The organism is Escherichia sp. Marseille-Q3837, assembly GCF_916618735.1.
Lineage (GTDB): Bacteria > Pseudomonadota > Gammaproteobacteria > Enterobacterales > Enterobacteriaceae > Escherichia > Escherichia ruysiae.
In genome coordinates this window covers 1,061,103-1,080,788 of record NZ_CAKAKC010000001.1, presented here as the reverse complement: position 1 = coordinate 1,080,788, position 19,686 = coordinate 1,061,103, and the positions used below count along the sequence as shown (strand labels likewise).

13 protein-coding genes are annotated in these 19,686 nt (G+C 51.4%); 6 read left to right on the top strand and 7 right to left on the bottom strand.

Annotated elements, in window-relative coordinates:
• Positions 1-105: 105 nt before the first annotated feature.
• From yiaY to LG381_RS05085, 6 genes are all read right to left on the bottom strand, one after another.
• The gene (yiaY, locus tag LG381_RS05110) at positions 106-1,257 is read right to left on the bottom strand and encodes an L-threonine dehydrogenase (protein WP_105290596.1); all 1,152 of its coding nucleotides are present in this window, start codon (positions 1,255-1,257) and stop codon (positions 106-108) included.
• A 188-nt stretch (positions 1,258-1,445) separates the two neighbouring features.
• The gene (gene selB, locus LG381_RS05105; protein WP_225762097.1) at positions 1,446-3,290 is read right to left on the bottom strand and encodes a selenocysteine-specific translation elongation factor; all 1,845 of its coding nucleotides are present in this window, start codon (positions 3,288-3,290) and stop codon (positions 1,446-1,448) included.
• Complete coding sequence (selA, locus tag LG381_RS05100; RefSeq protein WP_000206247.1) at positions 3,287-4,678, bottom strand: L-seryl-tRNA(Sec) selenium transferase; 1,392 nt, start codon at positions 4,676-4,678, stop codon at positions 3,287-3,289. Before selA ends, selB begins: the two co-directional genes overlap by 4 nt.
• Before the next feature lie 97 nt (positions 4,679-4,775).
• Entirely contained in the window at positions 4,776-5,384 is a 609-nt protein-coding gene (locus LG381_RS05095; protein ID WP_000766696.1) for a glutathione S-transferase, read from the bottom strand.
• A gap of 70 nt (positions 5,385-5,454) precedes the next feature.
• A complete protein-coding gene (locus tag LG381_RS05090; RefSeq protein ID WP_000364946.1) occupies positions 5,455-6,591 on the bottom strand; it encodes an HlyD family secretion protein in 1,137 nt (378 codons plus the stop codon).
• A gap of 2 nt (positions 6,592-6,593) precedes the next feature.
• On the bottom strand, positions 6,594-6,956 hold the full coding sequence (locus LG381_RS05085; RefSeq protein WP_000479623.1) for a DUF3302 domain-containing protein: 363 nt from the start codon (positions 6,954-6,956) through the stop codon (positions 6,594-6,596).
• A 536-nt stretch (positions 6,957-7,492) separates the two neighbouring features.
• Between LG381_RS05085 and mtlA the strand changes: the two genes are divergently transcribed.
• From mtlA to mtlR, 3 genes are all read left to right on the top strand, one after another.
• Positions 7,493-9,406 carry a PTS mannitol transporter subunit IICBA gene (mtlA, locus tag LG381_RS05080; protein WP_000093249.1) on the top strand — a complete coding sequence of 638 codons (1,914 nt, stop codon included), beginning with the start codon at positions 7,493-7,495 and terminating at the stop codon, positions 9,404-9,406.
• Positions 9,407-9,635: 229 nt separating this feature from the next.
• Positions 9,636-10,784, top strand: a complete 1,149-nt coding sequence (mtlD, locus tag LG381_RS05075) for a mannitol-1-phosphate 5-dehydrogenase (RefSeq protein WP_032226805.1) — start codon at positions 9,636-9,638, stop codon at positions 10,782-10,784.
• Positions 10,784-11,371: a mannitol operon repressor MtlR gene (gene mtlR / locus LG381_RS05070; RefSeq protein ID WP_000981834.1), complete on the top strand. Its 588-nt coding sequence runs from the start codon at positions 10,784-10,786 to the stop codon at positions 11,369-11,371. The genes mtlD and mtlR overlap by 1 nt, the downstream gene beginning before the upstream one ends.
• Positions 11,372-11,381: 10 nt before the next feature.
• Here mtlR and yibT read toward each other — a convergent pair whose 3' ends face one another.
• The gene (yibT, locus tag LG381_RS05065) at positions 11,382-11,591 is read right to left on the bottom strand and encodes a protein YibT (protein ID WP_000517102.1); all 210 of its coding nucleotides are present in this window, start codon (positions 11,589-11,591) and stop codon (positions 11,382-11,384) included.
• Positions 11,592-11,860: 269 nt separating this feature from the next.
• On the opposite strand from yibT, the gene LG381_RS05060 reads away from it, so the two are divergent.
• The 3 genes from LG381_RS05060 to LG381_RS05050 all read left to right on the top strand — a co-directional run bounded on the left by LG381_RS05060 (position 11,861) and on the right by LG381_RS05050 (position 18,503).
• Complete coding sequence (locus tag LG381_RS05060) at positions 11,861-12,223, top strand: YibL family ribosome-associated protein (RefSeq protein ID WP_000665680.1); 363 nt, start codon at positions 11,861-11,863, stop codon at positions 12,221-12,223.
• Between the two features lie 480 nt (positions 12,224-12,703).
• Positions 12,704-13,387 carry a DUF3251 domain-containing protein gene (locus LG381_RS05055; RefSeq protein ID WP_225762096.1) on the top strand — a complete coding sequence of 228 codons (684 nt, stop codon included), beginning with the start codon at positions 12,704-12,706 and terminating at the stop codon, positions 13,385-13,387.
• A 43-nt stretch (positions 13,388-13,430) separates the two neighbouring features.
• On the top strand, positions 13,431-18,503 hold the full coding sequence (locus LG381_RS05050) for a YadA-like family protein (protein ID WP_225762095.1): 5,073 nt from the start codon (positions 13,431-13,433) through the stop codon (positions 18,501-18,503).
• Positions 18,504-19,686: the final 1,183 nt, after the last annotated feature.

Genomic DNA, 19,686 nt, shown 5'->3' with positions numbered 1-19,686 from the left:
CAGCCGGTAACAGCTTTACGACGGCAATCACGAATTTACGGGCAAGGATTACAGAGATAATTGAAAAATCGGCTGACAATTTGCCAGCCGTTGTGGGAATGATGATTACATCGCAGCGCGATAAATCGCCACAATTTCTTCGTGAGTTGCCTGAATCGGGTTAGTAAATCCACAGGCATCTTTCAGAGCATTGGTCGCCAGTACCGCGAAATCTTCTTCTTTCACGTTCAGATCGCGCAGACCTGCCGGAATATCGACTTTCTTCGCCAGTTCGCGGATAGCGTTAATGCAGGCTTCTGCACCTTCCGCGTCGTTTTTACCTGTCACGTTCACACCCATTGCAGCAGCGCAGTCACGCAGACGTGCGGCGGCTACTTTGCTGTTGAATACCTGAACGTGCGGCAGCAGAACGGCGTTACATACACCGTGCGGCAGATTGTAGAAACCGCCTAACTGGTGCGCCATCGCATGAACATAACCCAAAGACGCATTGTTGAACGCCATACCGGCGAGGAACTGGGCATAAGCCATCGCTTCACGCGCTTTCGCATTGCTGCCATCTTGTACGGCTAACGGCAGGTTTTCGGCAATCATGGTCACGGCTTTCAGTGCGCAAGCGTCGGTGATCGGCGTGGCGGCAATAGACACATACGCTTCGATAGCGTGTGTTAAGGCATCCATACCCGTTGCGGCGGTCAGCGACTTCGGCATACCGATCATCAGAGAGGAGTCATTGACAGAAAGCAGCGGAGTCACGTGTTTATCCACAATCGCCATTTTGATATGGCGTGCTTCGTCAGTGATAATGCAGAAACGGGTCATTTCAGACGCAGTACCCGCCGTGGTGTTGATGGCGATCATCGGCAACTGCGGTTTTGCAGAGCGGTCAACGCCTTCGTAATCGCGAATATCACCGCCGTTGGCTGCCACCAACGCAATGCCTTTCGCACAATCGTGCGGAGAACCACCACCTAAGGAAATCACGCTATCGCAATTATTTTCTTTCAGCAGTTTGAGGCCTGCGGCGACGTTTTCCGTAGTTGGGTTAGGCTGGGTGCCATCATAAATAACGCTAAAAATATTGCGTTCTTCCAGTGCTTTTTGCACATCGCCCGCCATACCTAATTTCGTTAAAATATTGTCAGTAACAATTAATGTACGGGTAAACCCATAGTCTGCCATCATATTCATTGCATCATTCAATGAATCAGCGCCGATGACATTCACTGAAGGAATAAAAAAGGTTGAAGCTGCCATAAAACACTCCTGGAAGAGTAAAAAGGGCTGGCAGATTACAAAGTATTTTCATTCGGAAATATGATCGACATTACCGTTTATCAAAATATTTTTAATAAAAAGCACGTTACATTCATCAAATAACGTGCTTCCTTAATATTAATAAGAATTTTGTATTAATTCATATTCATTATGAATTAATCATTTCCTTATTTTTCGGGAAATAATAATGCATCGCGCAATAAATGATCATTTCCACGACGCCGCGTAAAGCCAATGCGGTCAAAATATTCCAGAATCTGAATTGCCAGCTTTCGGCCTACACCTAAGCGATCGCGGAAATCCGCCGCGCAGGTTGAGCCACATTCCTGATCGAGATCGCGGATCATATTGGCAAATTCAACAATCCGATCATTACGGTAATAACGATCTTTGACGATCGCCGTAATTATCCCCTGCTGCGCCGCCTGGCGTAGCGTCAAGCGCATTGCCTGCTCGTCGGTTCCCGTCTCTTTTGCCAGGTCACGCACCCACCACGGCTCGTCACCAAACAGCGGCTCTGCTTTTTGCCAGATGGCCTGCTGCTCTTCGCTGAAGCCCGCTTTGTGATCCGGCAGATGCAGCCAGCCGTGGTGGCTGTGGATATCGCCGCTTTCGCGCATCTTTTCAATCAACAACAGTACCAGAGCTTCATCCTCCATCGGCAACGCCATACGCCGCAGGCGCTCGCGCCCCGGACCTGGTTCGTCGCGATGCTGCTCATGATAAGCCGCTAATGTGTCGAGGATTTTCCGCTGCCAGCGGGCGGCAACCGGCGCATTCAACAAGCTATAACCAGCCTGAATATAGCCAGGCTGTTGCAGCAGTTCGCGCATCCCTTCGCCGTTGAGCTGTCTCGCCCAGGCGAAATCAGCAAGATTCACCGCTCCGCGTTCCAGATGAACCGTCAGTGCGTCGGCATCGCTTTGTGTGCGTGCAAGAGACGCCAGCCATTGCAGATATTCCGGCTTACGCTTACCGCGACGTGGCGGGTTGAGCATCACCACGCGCGCCCCCGCCAGCGTGTTGCGAGCCGAGATATCGCGCAGCACTATGCGATCGTTATCCGCCAGCCACAGAGGCGTGTCGAACACCAGCTCGGCAAGGTTATCTTCCAGCAGCGAAACGCGCCCCGTAACGTGGCTGGCGGCGTGGTGAATATGCAGCGGCTGCCACTGGGTCAACGGTACATGAGTTTGTAGCTCGACAATCACCCGCGTGAACGGCTCCGGCGGCACATCGGCAAGCAGCCAGTCGCCACGGTTAATCTGCTCTTTTTCCGCATCACCGGCGATGTTAAGCGCAATACGTTGCCCGGCATGGGCGGTTTCTGTTGGCTGGTTTTGCGCATGCAGCGCACGTACACGCATCGATTTATTTACACCAGTCAGCCATAGTGAATCGCCTACCTTCACTTCCCCGCTTAACGCCGTACCGGTGACGACCAGCCCGGCACCTTTTACAGTAAATGCGCGGTCGATCGCGAGGCGGAAACTATGTTGGCTGGCGTGTTCACGTTCTGGTAACTGAAGCAGATGCTCGCGCAGGGCATCAATTCCCCGACCTTCGGTTGCTGCGGTGACAAACAGTTTTGCCTCAGCAAAACCGTATTCCCGCAGCACCTCCTTTACCTGGCGTTCAACCTCATCAACACGCGCTTCGTCCACGCGATCGGCTTTGGTCAGCGCCACTGTCAGCATCGGGTTACCAGTCAGCTGCAAAATCGCCAGATGCTCACGGGTCTGTGCCATCACGCCGTCATCGCACGCCACCACCAACAGCGCGTGATCGATACCACCAACGCCCGCCAGCATGTTGGAAAGAAACTTTTCATGACCGGGAACGTCGATAAAACCAGGCACGCGGCCATCCGGCTGCGGCCAGTAGGCATAACCGAGATCGATGGTCATGCCGCGCTTTTTTTCTTCCGGCAGACGGTCGGCATTTACGCCAGTAATCGCCTGCAATAAGGTTGTTTTGCCGTGGTCAACGTGTCCGGCAGTCGCAATAATCATTTCAACAACATCTCCAAAAACCGTTGCTCATCTTCAAGGCAGCGTAAATCCAGCCACAATCGTCCGTCATAAATACGACCAATCACCGGCACTGGCAATTCACGCCAGCGGGCGGCTAATGACTCAAGGTGGCTACCGCGTCCATCATGGGGTGTAAACGTTAATGCCGCGCTCGGCAGGCGATCAACCGGCAGCGAACCACTGCCAATCTGCGAAAGACATGGCATAACCTGGACTGCAAACTCCGCGCCGTAATGTGCGGCAAGGGGAGCCTGTAAACGTTGTGCCTGGATTTGAATGACCTCTGCGCTGCGGGTAAGCAGGCGCAGGGTCGGTAATTTTTCACTCAGCGCCTCAGGGTGTAAATAAAGACGCAGCGTGGCTTCCAGCGCCGCGAGGGTCATTTTATCCGCGCGTAATGCACGCTTCAGTGGATGGCTTTGCAGGCGGGCGATCATCTCTTTTTTACCAACGATAATCCCTGCCTGCGGCCCGCCTAACAACTTGTCGCCGGAGAAGCTCACCAGGCTGACGCCCGCCGCAATCAACTCCTGCGGCATCGGCTCTTTCGGCAAACCGTACTGGCTAAGATCGACCAGCGAACCACTGCCTAAATCAGTCACTACGGGAACATCCAGTTCTTTGCCAAGCGCCACCAGTTCAGCTTCATCTATCGCTTTGGTGAACCCCTGAATGCTGTAGTTACTGGTATGTACTTTCATCAACAGTGCGGTATTTTCATTCACCGCCTGACGATAATCATTCGCGTGCGTGCGGTTGGTGGTCCCCACTTCGTGCAGGGTACAGCCAGCCTGACGCATGACGTCAGGGATACGAAACGCGCCGCCGATCTCCACCAGTTCGCCACGAGACACCACCACCTCTTTACCGCTGGCAGTGGCCGCCAACATCAACAATACCGCCGCCGCATTGTTATTGACGATACAGGCATCTTCCGCCCCCGTAATGCGGCACAGCAGTTGCGCCAGCGCGCGATCGCGATGCCCGCGTCCGGCGTCGTCCAGATCGTACTCCAGCGTCACCGGCGAACGCATAGCCTGCGCAACGGCTTCCACCGCTGCTTCCGCCTGTAAAGCTCGCCCAAGATTGGTATGCAGTACGGTTCCCGTCAGGTTGATCACCGGACGCAGCGCGCTCTGCGCTTCTTTCGTCAACCGGGCATCGACTTCTTGCGCCCAGTTCTCACACCACGCGGGCAGCGTCTGGCTGTCACGAATCACTTCTCGCGCTTCGTCAAGCATCTGACGCAGCAATTCCACCACGCGGGTGTGACCATAAGTATCACGCAAAGAAAGGAAGGAGCTATCGCGCAATAAGCGATCAATAGCCGGAAGTTGACTATAGAGGGAACGCGTTTCGGTTGTCATATGAAACCTGGCTGATCAAGGCCCTCTCACACGGAGAAGGGCGTTTAACATAACCACGGATTGTAACGTGAGATGGGTCAGGAGGACATATCGCGCATCAAGCCTTTGGCGGTTCGGTGCGAGCAAAACTTTCGCGGCTAAACAGGTTTTCGACCAGTTTGACTAAGTGCGGGCGGTCGACACACCAGCCTGGCGCAACGCGGCGGAAATTGAGATATCCGACGGCACAGGCAATGGCGATAGTCGCCAGATTGACCGTATCGGTTTTGAGTGTGCCATCGACCAGATATCCTTCCAGCACATCCAGGCTACGGTTGATTTTCTCCCGCTGGCGTAACAATTCATCTTCAGACTGTTGCGCCGCCGGACGCGCCTGTTCACGCACCGATACCAGCCCGGCATCCATAATGCCATCTGCCAGCGCCTCAATTTTGCGCACTCGCAACGACTCCAGCGGATCGCGCGGCAACATCGCCGGAGCGACATTCATTAATTCAATATATTCAGCGATGATCGGCGAATCAAACCAACATTCGCCCTCTTCGGTCACCAGCACCGGCACTTTCCCTAACGGGTTAAATTGCGCCACGCCGTTGTCCGCGTTATAGGGCAGTTCATTAATAAATTCGAAAGTTATGCCCTTTTCTAACAACAGAATAGAAAGTTTGCGTACAAACGGGCTGGTGTAGCTACCGATAAGTTTCATGCCATGTCCTTTGTGCGAGGAAAAATATCAGTATGGCTCAGGCTCGCGCAAAACACAGGTGACATAAGTCTCAATGATCCAAATAAAGATAATGCATCCAACTGGTCATTCTCAGCAGCACCTTCCGCATCACCGAAACATGGCTGAAATGGTCGGAATAAACTGCTACCTGGGCGTAGATGCCGTCGGGTAAGGCATCGATATCAGCGTTAGGGTCGAGTTCAATGGTTCCCAGCACACCATCCGTTCCGGGCACGACCGTTAACGATTGCAGCACCCCCTGCGCCTGATACGAACCGCCAGGCACCACCGGCAAAATACTGGTCAGTTTGCCGTGGAATACCTGCCCAGGCAGCGCGTTAAACACCACTTCTGCTTCATCACCGGGTTTCAGACGTAACAGTGAATTTTGCCGAAATTGGGCAACAATTTGCCGTTTTTGCTCAGGGATGAAGACCATTACCGGACGCAGCGGTAAAGCTGCCGCGTAAGTGCCTGGGCGGATCAGTACCTGAGTAACGTAGCCGTTGCTTGGTGCGCGAATAATGGTTTGCTCAAGGTTATATTTTGCTTCAGTAAGTTGCGCTCTTAAGCTGACAATCTGTGATTGCTCACCGTTGACCATGCTGTCGAGCTGGCTCTGGATCTGCGCCTGCTCCGCCACCGAACCTTTCACCAGCGCATCCTGCGCGAGGAAATTCTGCCGCGCGTCGTCGATGTCACGTTCTGAGAACGGATTGACCGTCGCCTGGCTGCCTTTCAGATAACGTTGATAATTTTTAAACAGTCGGTCGCGCTCCGCTGAAACCTGGGTGGTGTTGGCCTGCGCTTCAGTGAGCTGCGCGCGCAGCGTTTTGATATTATGCGTCGCCGTCATCAAATCAGCCTGGAGTCTGTCTACTCGCGCCTGATAACGTACCGGGTCGAGCTTAAAAAGCACTTCGCCCTTTTGAATAAGCTGATTATTTTTGTCGGTGACTTCAGTCACGATCCCCGTCACCTGTGGCGTGATAGGGATAGCTATCACTGCCTTTTGCGCGGTAAAAGTGTAAGGATGGTTGTAGTTCATCAATAAAATCAAACCACTCACCAGAAACACGCCACCCAGCGCCGCCGTCGCCAGCGTCCACTGATTCACCGGAATGCGGAAGATTTTAAATACTGCCCATGCCAGCGCCACGTAAGTTAAAACAATTAACAGATCCATAATCAGATCTCCGGGAACGTGGAATAGTCACTCTTTTTTTCAGCTGCAAGTTGGTGCTCCAGCCGGGAAATACGGTCAGAAAGTGCGGCGATTTCCGGGTCAGTCGCTTTCTCCTGCGACGCAACATGTGACTGCATTCCCCAGCCGCGCTCTGGCTGGTAAAGCGTTGCCCAGATCCACAGAAACGGCCAGATTACATGCAGGGTAAACAGACTTACCCAACCCGCCGTATGAATAGCGTCGGCGTGGGGATGGTTGCGCTTTTTGGCAATAAGATAGGGGATGTCATGTATCGCGATGATTCCATAAAAAATCACCAGAAAGACGAAGATCAGCACTCCCAACGCGAAGTAGTTTAGAAACATATCTGCCTCGGATTCACGCTTATCAGTGTTGTTTTTTGGCTGGCAGCCGGAAGGGAGTCAGGCTGATACTTTGACATTAATCTGCGTTTGCCAATCTCGCCATCACACCGAAGGATAATTTTAAAAGGCGATGAGTTGCTCAGTTACAAAACTGTCTTAAGGCAAAGTCAGAACATGTTGCAGATCACATCAGGTGAATTACCGAAGAAAATATCTTGTGATTCAGATCACAAAGATTCAACAAACCATCAAAATAAAATTGTGATATTACTCACATTTGAATGCCATTTTTAGCGAAAATCGCCGTCTTGTTGTTTTTTTACACAGTCATTTTGTGATAAACGTCACGTCAATTACCTCTCTACCCCCTATATTTATGTGACTGATATCACACAAAAGGCCGCCGACTGGACAGTTAACCGATTCAGTGCCAGATTTCGCAGTATCTACAAGGTCCGGCTACCTCTGCCGCCACATTAACAAAAAACCTCGGGCTTCCAGCCTGCGCGACAGCAAACATAAGAAGGGGTGTTTTTATGTCATCCGATATTAAGATCAAAGTGCAAAGCTTTGGTCGTTTCCTCAGCAACATGGTGATGCCAAATATCGGCGCGTTTATCGCGTGGGGTATCATCACCGCGTTATTTATTCCAACAGGGTGGTTACCGAACGAAACGCTGGCGAAGCTGGTCGGGCCGATGATCACTTATCTCCTGCCGCTGCTGATCGGTTATACCGGTGGTAAGCTGGTAGGCGGCGAACGTGGCGGCGTAGTCGGTGCCATCACCACCATGGGCGTTATCGTCGGCGCAGACATGCCGATGTTCCTCGGTTCTATGATTGCAGGTCCGCTGGGCGGCTGGTGTATTAAGCACTTCGACCGCTGGGTAGACGGTAAAATCAAATCCGGTTTTGAGATGCTGGTGAATAACTTCTCCGCTGGCATCATCGGGATGATCCTCGCCATTCTGGCCTTCCTCGGCATTGGCCCGATTGTTGAAGCTCTGTCTAAAATGCTGGCTGCGGGCGTTAACTTCATGGTTGTCCATGACATGCTGCCGCTGGCGTCTATCTTTGTTGAACCGGCGAAAATCCTGTTCCTCAACAACGCCATTAACCACGGTATCTTCTCGCCGCTGGGTATTCAGCAGTCCCATGAACTGGGTAAATCCATCTTCTTCCTGATTGAAGCGAACCCGGGTCCGGGTATGGGCGTGCTGCTGGCGTACATGTTCTTTGGTCGTGGTAGTGCGAAACAGTCTGCGGGCGGTGCGGCAATCATCCACTTCCTGGGTGGTATCCACGAAATCTACTTCCCGTATGTGCTGATGAATCCGCGTCTGATCCTGGCCGTTATCCTCGGCGGTATGACTGGCGTGTTCACGCTGACTATCCTGGGCGGTGGTCTGGTTTCTCCGGCATCTCCGGGTTCTATCCTCGCGGTACTGGCGATGACGCCAAAAGGTGCTTACTTCGCTAACATCGCGGGTGTGTGTGCGGCGATGGCGGTCTCCTTCGTTGTCTCTGCTATTTTGCTGAAAACCAGCAAAGTGAAAGAAGAAGACGATATTGAAGCAGCAACTCGTCGTATGCAGGACATGAAAGCTGAGTCTAAAGGTGCGTCTCCGCTGTCTGCGGGCGATGTGACTAACGACCTGAGCCACGTGCGTAAAATCATCGTTGCCTGTGACGCCGGTATGGGTTCCAGTGCGATGGGTGCAGGCGTGCTGCGTAAGAAAATTCAGGATGCAGGTCTGTCGCAGATTTCTGTTACTAACAGCGCGATCAACAACCTGCCGCCGGATGTAGATCTGGTCATCACTCACCGTGACCTGACCGAACGCGCTATGCGTCAGGTGCCGCAGGCACAGCATATTTCGCTGACTAACTTCCTCGACAGCGGCCTGTACACCAGCCTGACCGAACGTCTGGTTGCTGCCCAGCGTCATACTGAAAACGAAGTGAAAGTGAAAGACAGCCTGAAAGACAGCTTTGACGATTCTAACGCCAACCTGTTTAAGCTCGGTGCGGAGAACATCTTCCTCGGTCGCAAAGCAGCCACCAAAGAAGAAGCGATTCGCTTTGCCGGCGAACAACTGGTGAAAGGCGGCTATGTTGAGCCGGAATACGTACAGGCGATGCTGGATCGTGAAAAACTGACCCCGACTTATCTGGGTGAGTCTATCGCAGTGCCGCACGGTACGGTTGAAGCGAAAGATCGCGTACTGAAAACGGGTGTCGTGTTCTGTCAATATCCGGAAGGTGTGCGCTTCGGTGAAGAAGAAGATGACATTGCCCGCCTGGTGATTGGTATTGCTGCCCGTAATAACGAGCACATTCAGGTTATCACCAGCCTGACCAACGCGCTGGATGATGAGTCCGTCATCGAGCGTCTGGCACACACCACCAGCGTGGATGAAGTGCTGGAACTGCTGGCGGGTCGTAAGTAATCCAGGCCCACCCTCTCCTCATGGAGACGGTGGGGCTGATTGCCTGATGCGCTTTGCTTATCAGGCCTACAAAACAAAGCGCAGTTTGTTAAATTTGCACGTTCTTGTAGGCCGGATAAGGCGTTTACGCCGCATCCGGCGCTGCCCCTCTCCACATGGAGAGGGTTTGGGTGAGGGAAAAGCCTCACCCCAGCCCTCTTGGGTAAAAACATTGATGAAGGTTAATACTATGAAAGCATTACATTTTGGCGCAGGTAATATCGGTCGTGGCTTTATCGGTAAACTGCTGGCAGACGCGGGTATCCAACTGACGTTTGCCGATGTCAATCAGGTGGTACTTGATGCCCTGAATGCCCGTCATAGCTATCAGGTTCACGTTGTCGGCGAAACCGAGCAGGTGGATACCGTTACCGGCGTTAATGCCGTCAGCAGCATTGGCGACGACGTGGTTGATTTAATCGCCCAGGTTGATTTAGTCACCACCGCAGTTGGCCCGGTCGTGCTGGAACGCATTGCTCCGGCAATCGCCAAAGGGCTGGTGAAACGTAAAGAGCAAGGTAATGACTCCCCGCTGAACATTATCGCCTGTGAAAACATGGTACGCGGCACAACGCAACTGAAAGGCCATGTGATGAACGCCCTGCCGGAAGACGCCAAAGCGTGGGTAGAAGAACACGTTGGCTTTGTTGATTCCGCCGTTGACCGTATCGTACCGCCTTCAGCGTCTGCAACGAACGATCCGCTGGAAGTCACTGTAGAAACCTTCAGCGAATGGATTGTCGATAAAACTCAGTTCAAAGGCACGCTACCAAACATTCCTGGTATGGAGTTAACCGACAACCTGATGGCGTTTGTCGAACGTAAGCTCTTCACCCTGAACACGGGTCATGCTATAACCGCGTACCTCGGAAAACTGGCCGGTCATCAGACTATTCGTGACGCGATTCTCGACGAGAAAATCCGTGCGGTGGTAAAAGGGGCGATGGAAGAAAGCGGCGCGGTACTGATTAAGCGTTACGGCTTTGACGCGGACAAGCACGCGGCGTACATCCAGAAAATCCTCGGTCGTTTTGAAAACCCGTATCTGAAAGATGATGTTGAGCGCGTAGGCCGTCAGCCGCTGCGTAAATTGAGTGCTGGCGACCGTCTGATCAAGCCGCTGCTGGGTACGCTGGAATATAGCTTGCCGCACAAAAATCTGATTGAAGGTATTGCCGCTGCAATGCACTTTTGCAGTGAAGATGATCCGCAGGCACAAGAACTGGCGGCGCTGATTGCCGACAAAGGCCCGCAGGCTGCGCTGGCGCACATTTCCGGGCTTGATGCCAACAGCGAGGTTGTCACCGAGGCAGTAACCGCTTATAACGCAATGCAATAATGATGAACCAGGCGCAGGGCTCCCTGCGCCCGAATAACAGATTGTCAGATATGCAGGCAACAATGGAACAAACCCAGGCCTTTGAAAACCGTGTGCTTGAGCGTCTGAATGCTGGCAAAACCGTGCGAAGCTTTCTGATTACCGCCGTCGATCTCCTGACCGAGGCGGTGAATCTTTTGGTGCTTCAGGTATTCCGCAAAGACGATTACGCGGTGAAGTATGCTGTAGAACCGTTACTCGACGGCGATGGTCCGCTGGGCGATCTGTCCGTGCGCTTAAAGCTGATTTATGGGCTTGGCGTAATTAGTCGCCATGAATACGAAGATGCGGAACTGTTGATGGCGCTGCGGGAAGAGCTGAACCACGACGGCAACGAGTACGCATTTACCGATGATGAAATTCTTGGGCCATTTGGCGAACTGCATTGCGTGGCGGCACTACCGCCGCCGCCACAGTTTGAACCAATAGACTCCAGTTTGTATGCGATGCAAGTTCAGCGTTACCAACAGGCTGTGCGATCAACAATGGTCCTTTCACTGACAGAGCTGATTTCCAAAATCAGCTTAAAAAAAGCCTTTCAAAAGTAAGTACTTTCGCTTACTTCTCCTCTACCGGATTCGGCCGATAAAGTCGGCGATAATATTCCAGACGTTGTAGATATAACGGCACGCTTTCCTCAGGTATACCGGATGGAATCGCGTTACGGGGGGGAAGTTTATTCAGATACTCCCGGAACGCCTGGCTTGATGCCATGAAATCTACGGCTTTATCAATAAGAAGCGGAACGTTTTCACCTAATTTGCCCATAATAATATCTCCGTATTACCCCGCGCCGGGAAAGCGCGACCGCCGATTTTAGTTTAGATCCCGATAAAAATGACATTAAGGAAAACGTGCGAAATCCACAACGCTTGCCCTCACCTTCTGATTATATTGTTTATTAATCAATATATTATATGATTTTTGAACACAAGATTTGTTACCCGACAAAACTATTACAATGCCATCGGTTGTGAACAAAGCACCTCGTCGCGCATACTAGGGGCTATAAATTTATCTTTATCAGAAGCCATCCCATGAAAGAAGTCGAAAAAAACGAAATCAAACGTCTCAGCGATCGTCTGGACGCCATCCGTCACCAGCAGGCCGATCTGTCGCTGGTTGAAGCCGCAGACAAATATGCCGAGCTGGAAAAAGAGAAAGCAACTCTGGAAGCAGAAATTGCTCGCCTACGCGAAGTTCACAGCCAGAAACTCAGTAAGGAAGCACAGAAGCTGATGAAGATGCCGTTCCAGCGCGCGATTACCAAAAAAGAACAAGCCGATATGGGTAAGCTGAAGAAAAGCGTTCGGGGGCTTGTGGTTGTACATCCGATGACCGCACTGGGTCGTGAAATGGGTCTGCAAGAGATGACCGGGTTCTCAAAGACAGCGTTTTAACCCTCTTACCTGTATATCTCCCTCACATCCCGCGTTTCTAAATGCGGGATGCAACAAATATCCTCCTCTGTTTCCTCGTAGAGTCTACTTTTTACCAATGGCACTAAATCTGAAAATGCATTCAGTAAAAGGTTTGGTTCGACGCCTAAAAATGGAAGATATATTCATAAAATAAAACTTTTGCCGTTATTTTTTCCATCCACATTCTAAAAACTCACCCAAAACATTTATTGTGTGAATATTAAATAAAAGCTATTTTTCTGCTTTAAATGCAGTGTTTGACATCTGATAACCCTCCTCATTAAAATCCGCCTCCCTAACACAATTAAACAATTTTAAAACTTAATAAATAATTTTCATAACAAATATATTCGCAACATTCATAAAGCCAGCCGTATAAATCGCAAAAGCATCAACCATAAATGGACACATCCCTTAGACCGCGTTGGTATCAGGGATGATATGTAAGGATAACTTTATATGAAAGTGAATAAATTATTGATAAGCGTCCTGGCGGCTTCGACAATACTGATGCTGTCAGGTTGTGATTATGTCGAAAAAAACAAAGTCGTTGATGAACTCACAAAACAACAAGAAGGACAAAAGGCCAGAATTGATCAACTCGAAAAACGATTAGAACAAGAAACCAAAAAGACAAACACCATTGAAAAACAAAGCATTAGCCTGATAAACAGTACAAAGCTGCTGGCTCAGGTAGTGAAAGAGATTAAGCATCAGCAAGATACATTTGTCTTTACTGAATTTAACCCCGATCAAACAAAATATTTCATTTTAAATAACGGTTCGGTAGGTATTGCCGGCAGGGTGTTATCTGTTGAAGCAATAGAAAATGGCAGTGTTATTCATATGTCATTGGCCAATTTATTAAGCGTTCCCGTATCAAATATTGGTTTTCATGCCACCTGGGGCGGTGAAAGACCTACTGATCAAAAAGAATATGCCAAATGGCAACAACTACTATTTAGCACCACCATGAACTCCACGCTGAAATTATTACCAGGTCAATGGCAAGACATTAACTTAACGTTAAAAGGGGTGTCTCCCAACAACCTGAAATACCTGAAGTTGGCTATTAATATGCAAAACATCAACTTCGACAACCTTCCACCTGCTGATAACCGGCAGAAAAAAAGCAAAAAATAAATGCAGTCATTGCACTTATATCAAGGAATAGAGAGCAACAACAATGAACAAAATTTTTAAAGTTATCTGGAACCCTGCGACGGGAAGTTACAGCGTCGCCAGCGAAACGGCAAAAAGCCGTGGGAAAAAGAGCGGGCGCAGCAAGCTGTTAATTTCTGCGTTAGTTGCCGGTGGGTTGATGTCGTCGTTTGGGGCAGGTGCTGGTGCACTTGATGGTGGTGCGAGCATTGAAACTCCCGAAGAAGGCGATAGCTGGGTTGCTATCGGAAAGAATGCAAAAGCTACATCAAAGACAGAGGGAGGAGTCGCAATTGCAATAGGACTCGACACTACAGCCAGTGGAATAGGAAGTACCGCATTTGGCTACAAGAGTCAGTCATTGGGTGAGCTATCCATAGCTATAGGGCACATGTCCAAAGCCTCGGGGAACAGATCCGTAGCATTCGGTAGCGGCGCAGAGTCAAAAGCAGAGTATTCCCTTGCATTGGGTTTGGTAGCTTATACCGGCGGTGCATCCTCCATTGCAATAGGTAGAGGTTCAAGAGCAGAAGATGGTGCTGATTATGCAGCTAGCCTTGGTTACCAGGCAATAGCCGCAGGAAAGTATAGTCTGGCACTCGGCTCAGATACAAAAGCCAATGCCATTGATAGCCTGGCATTTGGAAGACTGGCTTTAGCGGATGCCGATGGTGCCATTGCAATGGGTGCCGAAAGCGAAGCCAATGGATTATATAGTTTGGCATTAGGCGCAAGCAGCGTAGCTAACGCGGACAATACCGTTGCGCTCGGATATGGTGCCAATGCAACCAAAGCTGGAGCAATGGCTTTCGGTCAGGCAGGAAAGGCAGATGGTGTAAATTCTATTGCGTTGGGTAATAGTAGTCTGGCGGGTAACGAAAACAGTATTGCGATTGGACAAGAAAGCTTTGCCGGTTCTGAAAAAAGTATTGCGATTGGTAGCCTGTCCAACGTAACCGGTGTTAACTCCGTTGCTCTGGGCACAGAGTCTACTGCCGTGGAAGATAATACTGTTTCAGTAGGTAACGACACGCTGCAACGTAAAATTGTCCATATGGAAAAAGGCGATATTAGCAGTACCAGTACTGATGCCATCAATGGTTCACAGCTTTATGATATCAGTAAGTCAGTTGCAGACCGTCTGGGCGGCGGTGCCTCCGTGAGTACTGCCGGGGTTGTTAACGCCCCTAATTACAAACTGCAAAGTGGTAACTTTAATAATGTTGGCGACGCATTAAAGGGTCTTGATGATAATACGTTGCAATGGGACTCGCTTAAAAAAGTCTACAGTGCAAAACACGGTTCCGATGCCACCAGCAAAATCACCAACGTTACGGCGGGTGAGCTGAACGCATCCAGTACCGACGCCGTTAACGGTTCTCAGTTGAAAACCACTAACGACAATGTGGCAACCAACACCACTAATATCAGCAACCTGACTGGCGATGTTGCTAACAACACCACTAACATTACTAACCTGACGAATGACGTTGCCGCCAACACCACCAGTATCACCAACCTGGCTGATACGGTGACTAACCTTGGTGAAGATGCGCTGAAATGGGATGACACCGCTGGCGTATTCACTGCTGCACACGGCACCGAAGCCACCAACAAAATCACCAACGTTACGGCGGGTGAGCTGACGGAGACCAGTACCGATGCGGTTAACGGTTCTCAGTTGAAAACCACTAACGATAACGTGGCAACCAACACCACTAATATCACCAACCTGACTGGCGATGTTGCTAACAACACCACCAATATCACTAACCTGACGAATGATGTTGCCGCCAACACCACCAGTATCACCAACCTGACTGATACAGTGACTAACCTTGGTGCCGACGCGCTGGCATGGGATGACGCCTCAGGTGCATTCACCGCCAAACACGGCACCGAAGCCACCAACAAAATCACTAACGTTACGGCAGGTGAGTTGACGGAGACCAGTACCGATGCCGTTAACGGTTCTCAGTTGAAAACCACTAACGATAACGTGGCAACCAACACCACCAATATCAGCAACCTGACCGGCGAAGTTGCTAACAACACCACCAACATCACTAACCTGACGAATGATGTTGCCGCCAACACCACCAGTATCACCAACCTGACTGATACAGTGACTAACCTTGGTGCGGATGCGCTGGCATGGGATGACGCCTCAGGTGCATTCACCGCCAAACACGGCACCGAAGCCACCAGCAAAATCACTAACGTTACGGCAGGTGAGTTGACGGAGACCAGTACCGATGCCGTTAACGGTTCTCAGTTGAAAACCACTAACGATAACGTGGCAACCAACACCACCAATATCAGCAACCTGACCGGCGAAGTTGCTAACAACACCACCAACATCACTAACCTGACGAATGATGTTGCCGCCAACACCACCAGTATCACCAACCTGACTGATACAGTGACTAACCTTGGTGCCGACGCGCTGGCATGGGATGACGCCTCAGGTGCATTCACCGCCGCACACGGCACCGAAGCCACCAGCAAAATCACCAACGTTACGGCGGGTGAGTTGACGGAGACCAGTACCGATGCCGTTAACGGTTCTCAGTTAAAAACCACTAACGACAATGTGGCAACCAACACCACTAACATCGCTACTAACACCACCAACATCACCAATCTGGCTGATACGGTGAACAACCTCGGTGAAGATGCGCTGAAATGGGATGACGCCGCAAGCGCATTCACCGCTGCACACGGCACCGAAGCCACCAGCAAAATCACTAACGTCACCGCTGGAACAATCTCATCTACCAGCACCGATGCCGTTAACGGTGGGCAACTGTTTAGCTTAAGTGATTCACTGGCAGACTATTTTGGCGGTAACGCCTCGGTTGATGAAAACGGTGTATTTACTGGCCCGTCCTACACCATCGGTAGCAACAGCTACGATAACGTAGGTGATGCGCTGGCGGCGATTAACACCTCCTTTAGCACTTCATTGGGCGACGCTCTGCTGTGGGATGAAACGGCAAGTGCATTCAGCGCCGGTCACGGTGGCAATGCCAGCAAAATTACCAATGTCGCAAATGGTGCCGTTTCTGAAACCAGCACCGATGCCATCAATGGTGGGCAACTCTACGGTGTGAGCAACTCTGTTGTTGATGCCCTGGGCGGTGGCGCCGCAGTAAATGCTGACGGTAGCATCAGTGCGCCGACGTACTCCATTGCTGATACCGATTACAATAACGTCGGTGATGCTCTGGACGCGATCGACTCAACCCTGGATGATGCGCTGCTCTGGGACGCAACCGCCGGTGAAAATGGTGCGTTCAGCGCCAGCCGCGATGGCAAAGCCAGCGTAATCACTAATGTTGCTAATGGTGATATTTCTGAAACCAGTACTGATGCAATTAATGGTTCACAGTTGTTCGCCACCAACACGTTGATCAATCAGCAAAATGAGATCATCAACCAGATTGCCGGTAATACCAGCATAGACTACATCGAAGAGAACGGTGCGGGTCTGAACTATGCGCGTACTAATGACACCGGCTTAACCTTTATTGATGCGAGCGCATCAGGTACTGGCGCTACAGCGGTGGGCTATAACGCTGTCGCTTCCGGCGAAAGCAGTGTCGCAATTGGTCAGAATAGCAGCAGCAGCGTTGATACTGGTATCGCGCTGGGTAGCGAATCCGTCTCCAGCCGTGTGATTGTTAAAGGTTCTCGTAACACCAGCGTAACCGAAGAAGGCGTTGTGATTGGTTACGACACCACTGACGGCGAACTGCTTGGCGCATTGTCGATTGGCGATGATGGTAAGTACCGTCAGATCATCAACGTTGCTGATGGTACTGAATCCCATGACGCCGTGACTGTACGCCAGTTGCAAAACGCCATTGGTGCGGTCGCCACTACGCCGACCAAGTACTACCATGCCAACTCAACGGAAGAAGATTCACTGGCGGTAGGTACTGACTCGCTGGCGATGGGCGCGAAAACTATCGTTAATGCTGACGCGGGTATTGGTATCGGCCTGAACACTCTGGTTCTGCCAGATGCCATCAACGGTATTGCTATCGGTTCTAACGCACGCGCCAACCATGCAAACAGTATTGCAATGGGTAATGGTTCTCAGACCACTCGCGGCGCTCAGACTGGCTACACCGCCTACAACATGGACGCGCCGCAGAATTCTGTCGGTGAGTTCTCTGTCGGCAGTGAAGACGGTCAACGTCAGATCACTAATGTCGCGGCGGGTTCGGCAGATACCGATGCCGTTAACGTTGGTCAGTTGAAAGTGACGGACGCACAGGTTTCCCAGAACACCCAGAGCATTACTAACCTGAATACTCAGGTAACGAATCTGGATACCCGCGTCACCAATATCGAAAACGGTATTGGCGATATCGTAAGCACCGGTAGCACCAAGTACTTCAAGACCAACACCGATGGCGTAGATGCTAACGCGCAGGGTAAAGACAGTGTTGCGATTGGCTCTGGCTCTATTGCTGCCGCTGATAACAGCGTTGCGCTGGGTACTGGCTCTGTGGCAAACGAAGAAAATACGATCTCCGTAGGTTCTTCCACTAACCAACGCCGTATCACCAACGTTGCCGCTGGTAAAAATGCTACTGACGCGGTTAACGTTGCGCAGTTGAAGTCTTCCGAAGCAGGCGGCGTGCGCTATGACACCAAAGCTGACGGTTCTGTTGATTACAGCAACATCACTCTCGGCGGTGGTAATGGCGGAACGACTCGCATCAGCAACGTTTCCGCTGGCGTTAACAACAACGACGCGGTGAACTACGCGCAGTTGAAGCAAAGCGTGCAGGAAACGAAGCAATACACCGATCAGCGCATGGTTGAGATGGATAACAAACTGTCCAAAACCGAAAGCAAGTTGAGCGGTGGTATCGCTTCTGCAATGGCGATGACCGGTCTGCCGCAGGCTTACACGCCGGGTGCCAGCATGGCCTCCATTGGTGGCGGTACATACAACGGTGAATCGGCTGTTGCTTTAGGTGTGTCGATGGTGAGCGCCAACGGTCGTTGGGTCTACAAATTACAAGGTAGTACCAATAGCCAGGGTGAATACTCCGCCGCACTTGGTGCTGGTATTCAGTGGTAATGACCCATTAAGTTAGTGTGACTAAGGGCAATTCTCTGAGGAGGATTGCCCTTTTTTTGTTTGAAAATTGCACAGATTGTGACTTCGGCTTTTTAACATTAGCTTGAGGCTACATGCGCGCTGATCCCCTCACCCCGACCCTCTCCCCAAAGGGGCGAGGGGGAAAACGTGCTGCATCTGATACCGTGCATAATGGTTTTCTTGCATCGCCGGGCTGGTGTGGGGTCTCGTGCCCGCTGCCCCTCTCACCCCGACCCTCTCCCCAAAGGGGCGAGGGGGAAAAACGTGCTGCATCTGATACCGTGCATAATGGTTTTCTTGCATTGCCGGACTGATGTGGGGTCTCGTGCGCGCTGCCCCCTCACCCCGACCCTCTCCCCAAAGGGGCGAGGGGGAAAACGTGCTGCATCTGATACCGTGCATAATGGTTTTCTTGCATTGCCGGGCTGGTGTGGGGTCTCGTGCGCGCTGCCCCCTCACCCCGACCCTCTCCCCAAAGGGGCGAGGGGGAAAACGTGCTGCATTTGATACCGTGCATAATGGTTTTCTTGCATTGCCGGGCTGATGTGGGGTCTCGTGCGCGCTGCCCCTCTCACCCCGACCCTCTCCCCAAAGGGGCGAGGGGGAAAAACGTGCTGCATCTGATACCGTGCATAATGGTTTTCTTGCATCGCCGGGCTGGTGTGGGGTCTCGTGCGCGCTGCCCCCCTCACCCCGGCGCTCTCCCCAAAGGGGCGAGGGGGAAAAACGTGTTGCATCTGATACCGTGCATAATGGTTTTCTTGCATTACCGGGCTGATGTGGGGTCTCGTGCGCGCTGCCCCCTCACCCCGACCCTCTCCCCAAAGGGGCGAGGGGGAAAAACGTGTTGCATCTGATACCGTGCATAATGGTTTTCTTGCATTGCCGGGCTGATGTGGGGCATCGTGCGCGCTGCCCCCTCACCCCGACCCTCTCCCCAAAGGGGCGAGGGGGAAAAACGTTCTACATCTGATACCGTGCATAATGGTTTTCTTGCATTGCTGAAGGACGCGCTCCATCTAACACCGAGCACAATCAGTCCCCTCGCCCCTCCGGGGAGAGGGTTAGGGTGAGGGGCACAAGCCAGCTCCGCAGCAAATTTTTCTCCCCCACAATAATTGGCCCTACCAATTCTTCGCTTATCTGACCACTGGTTCACAGT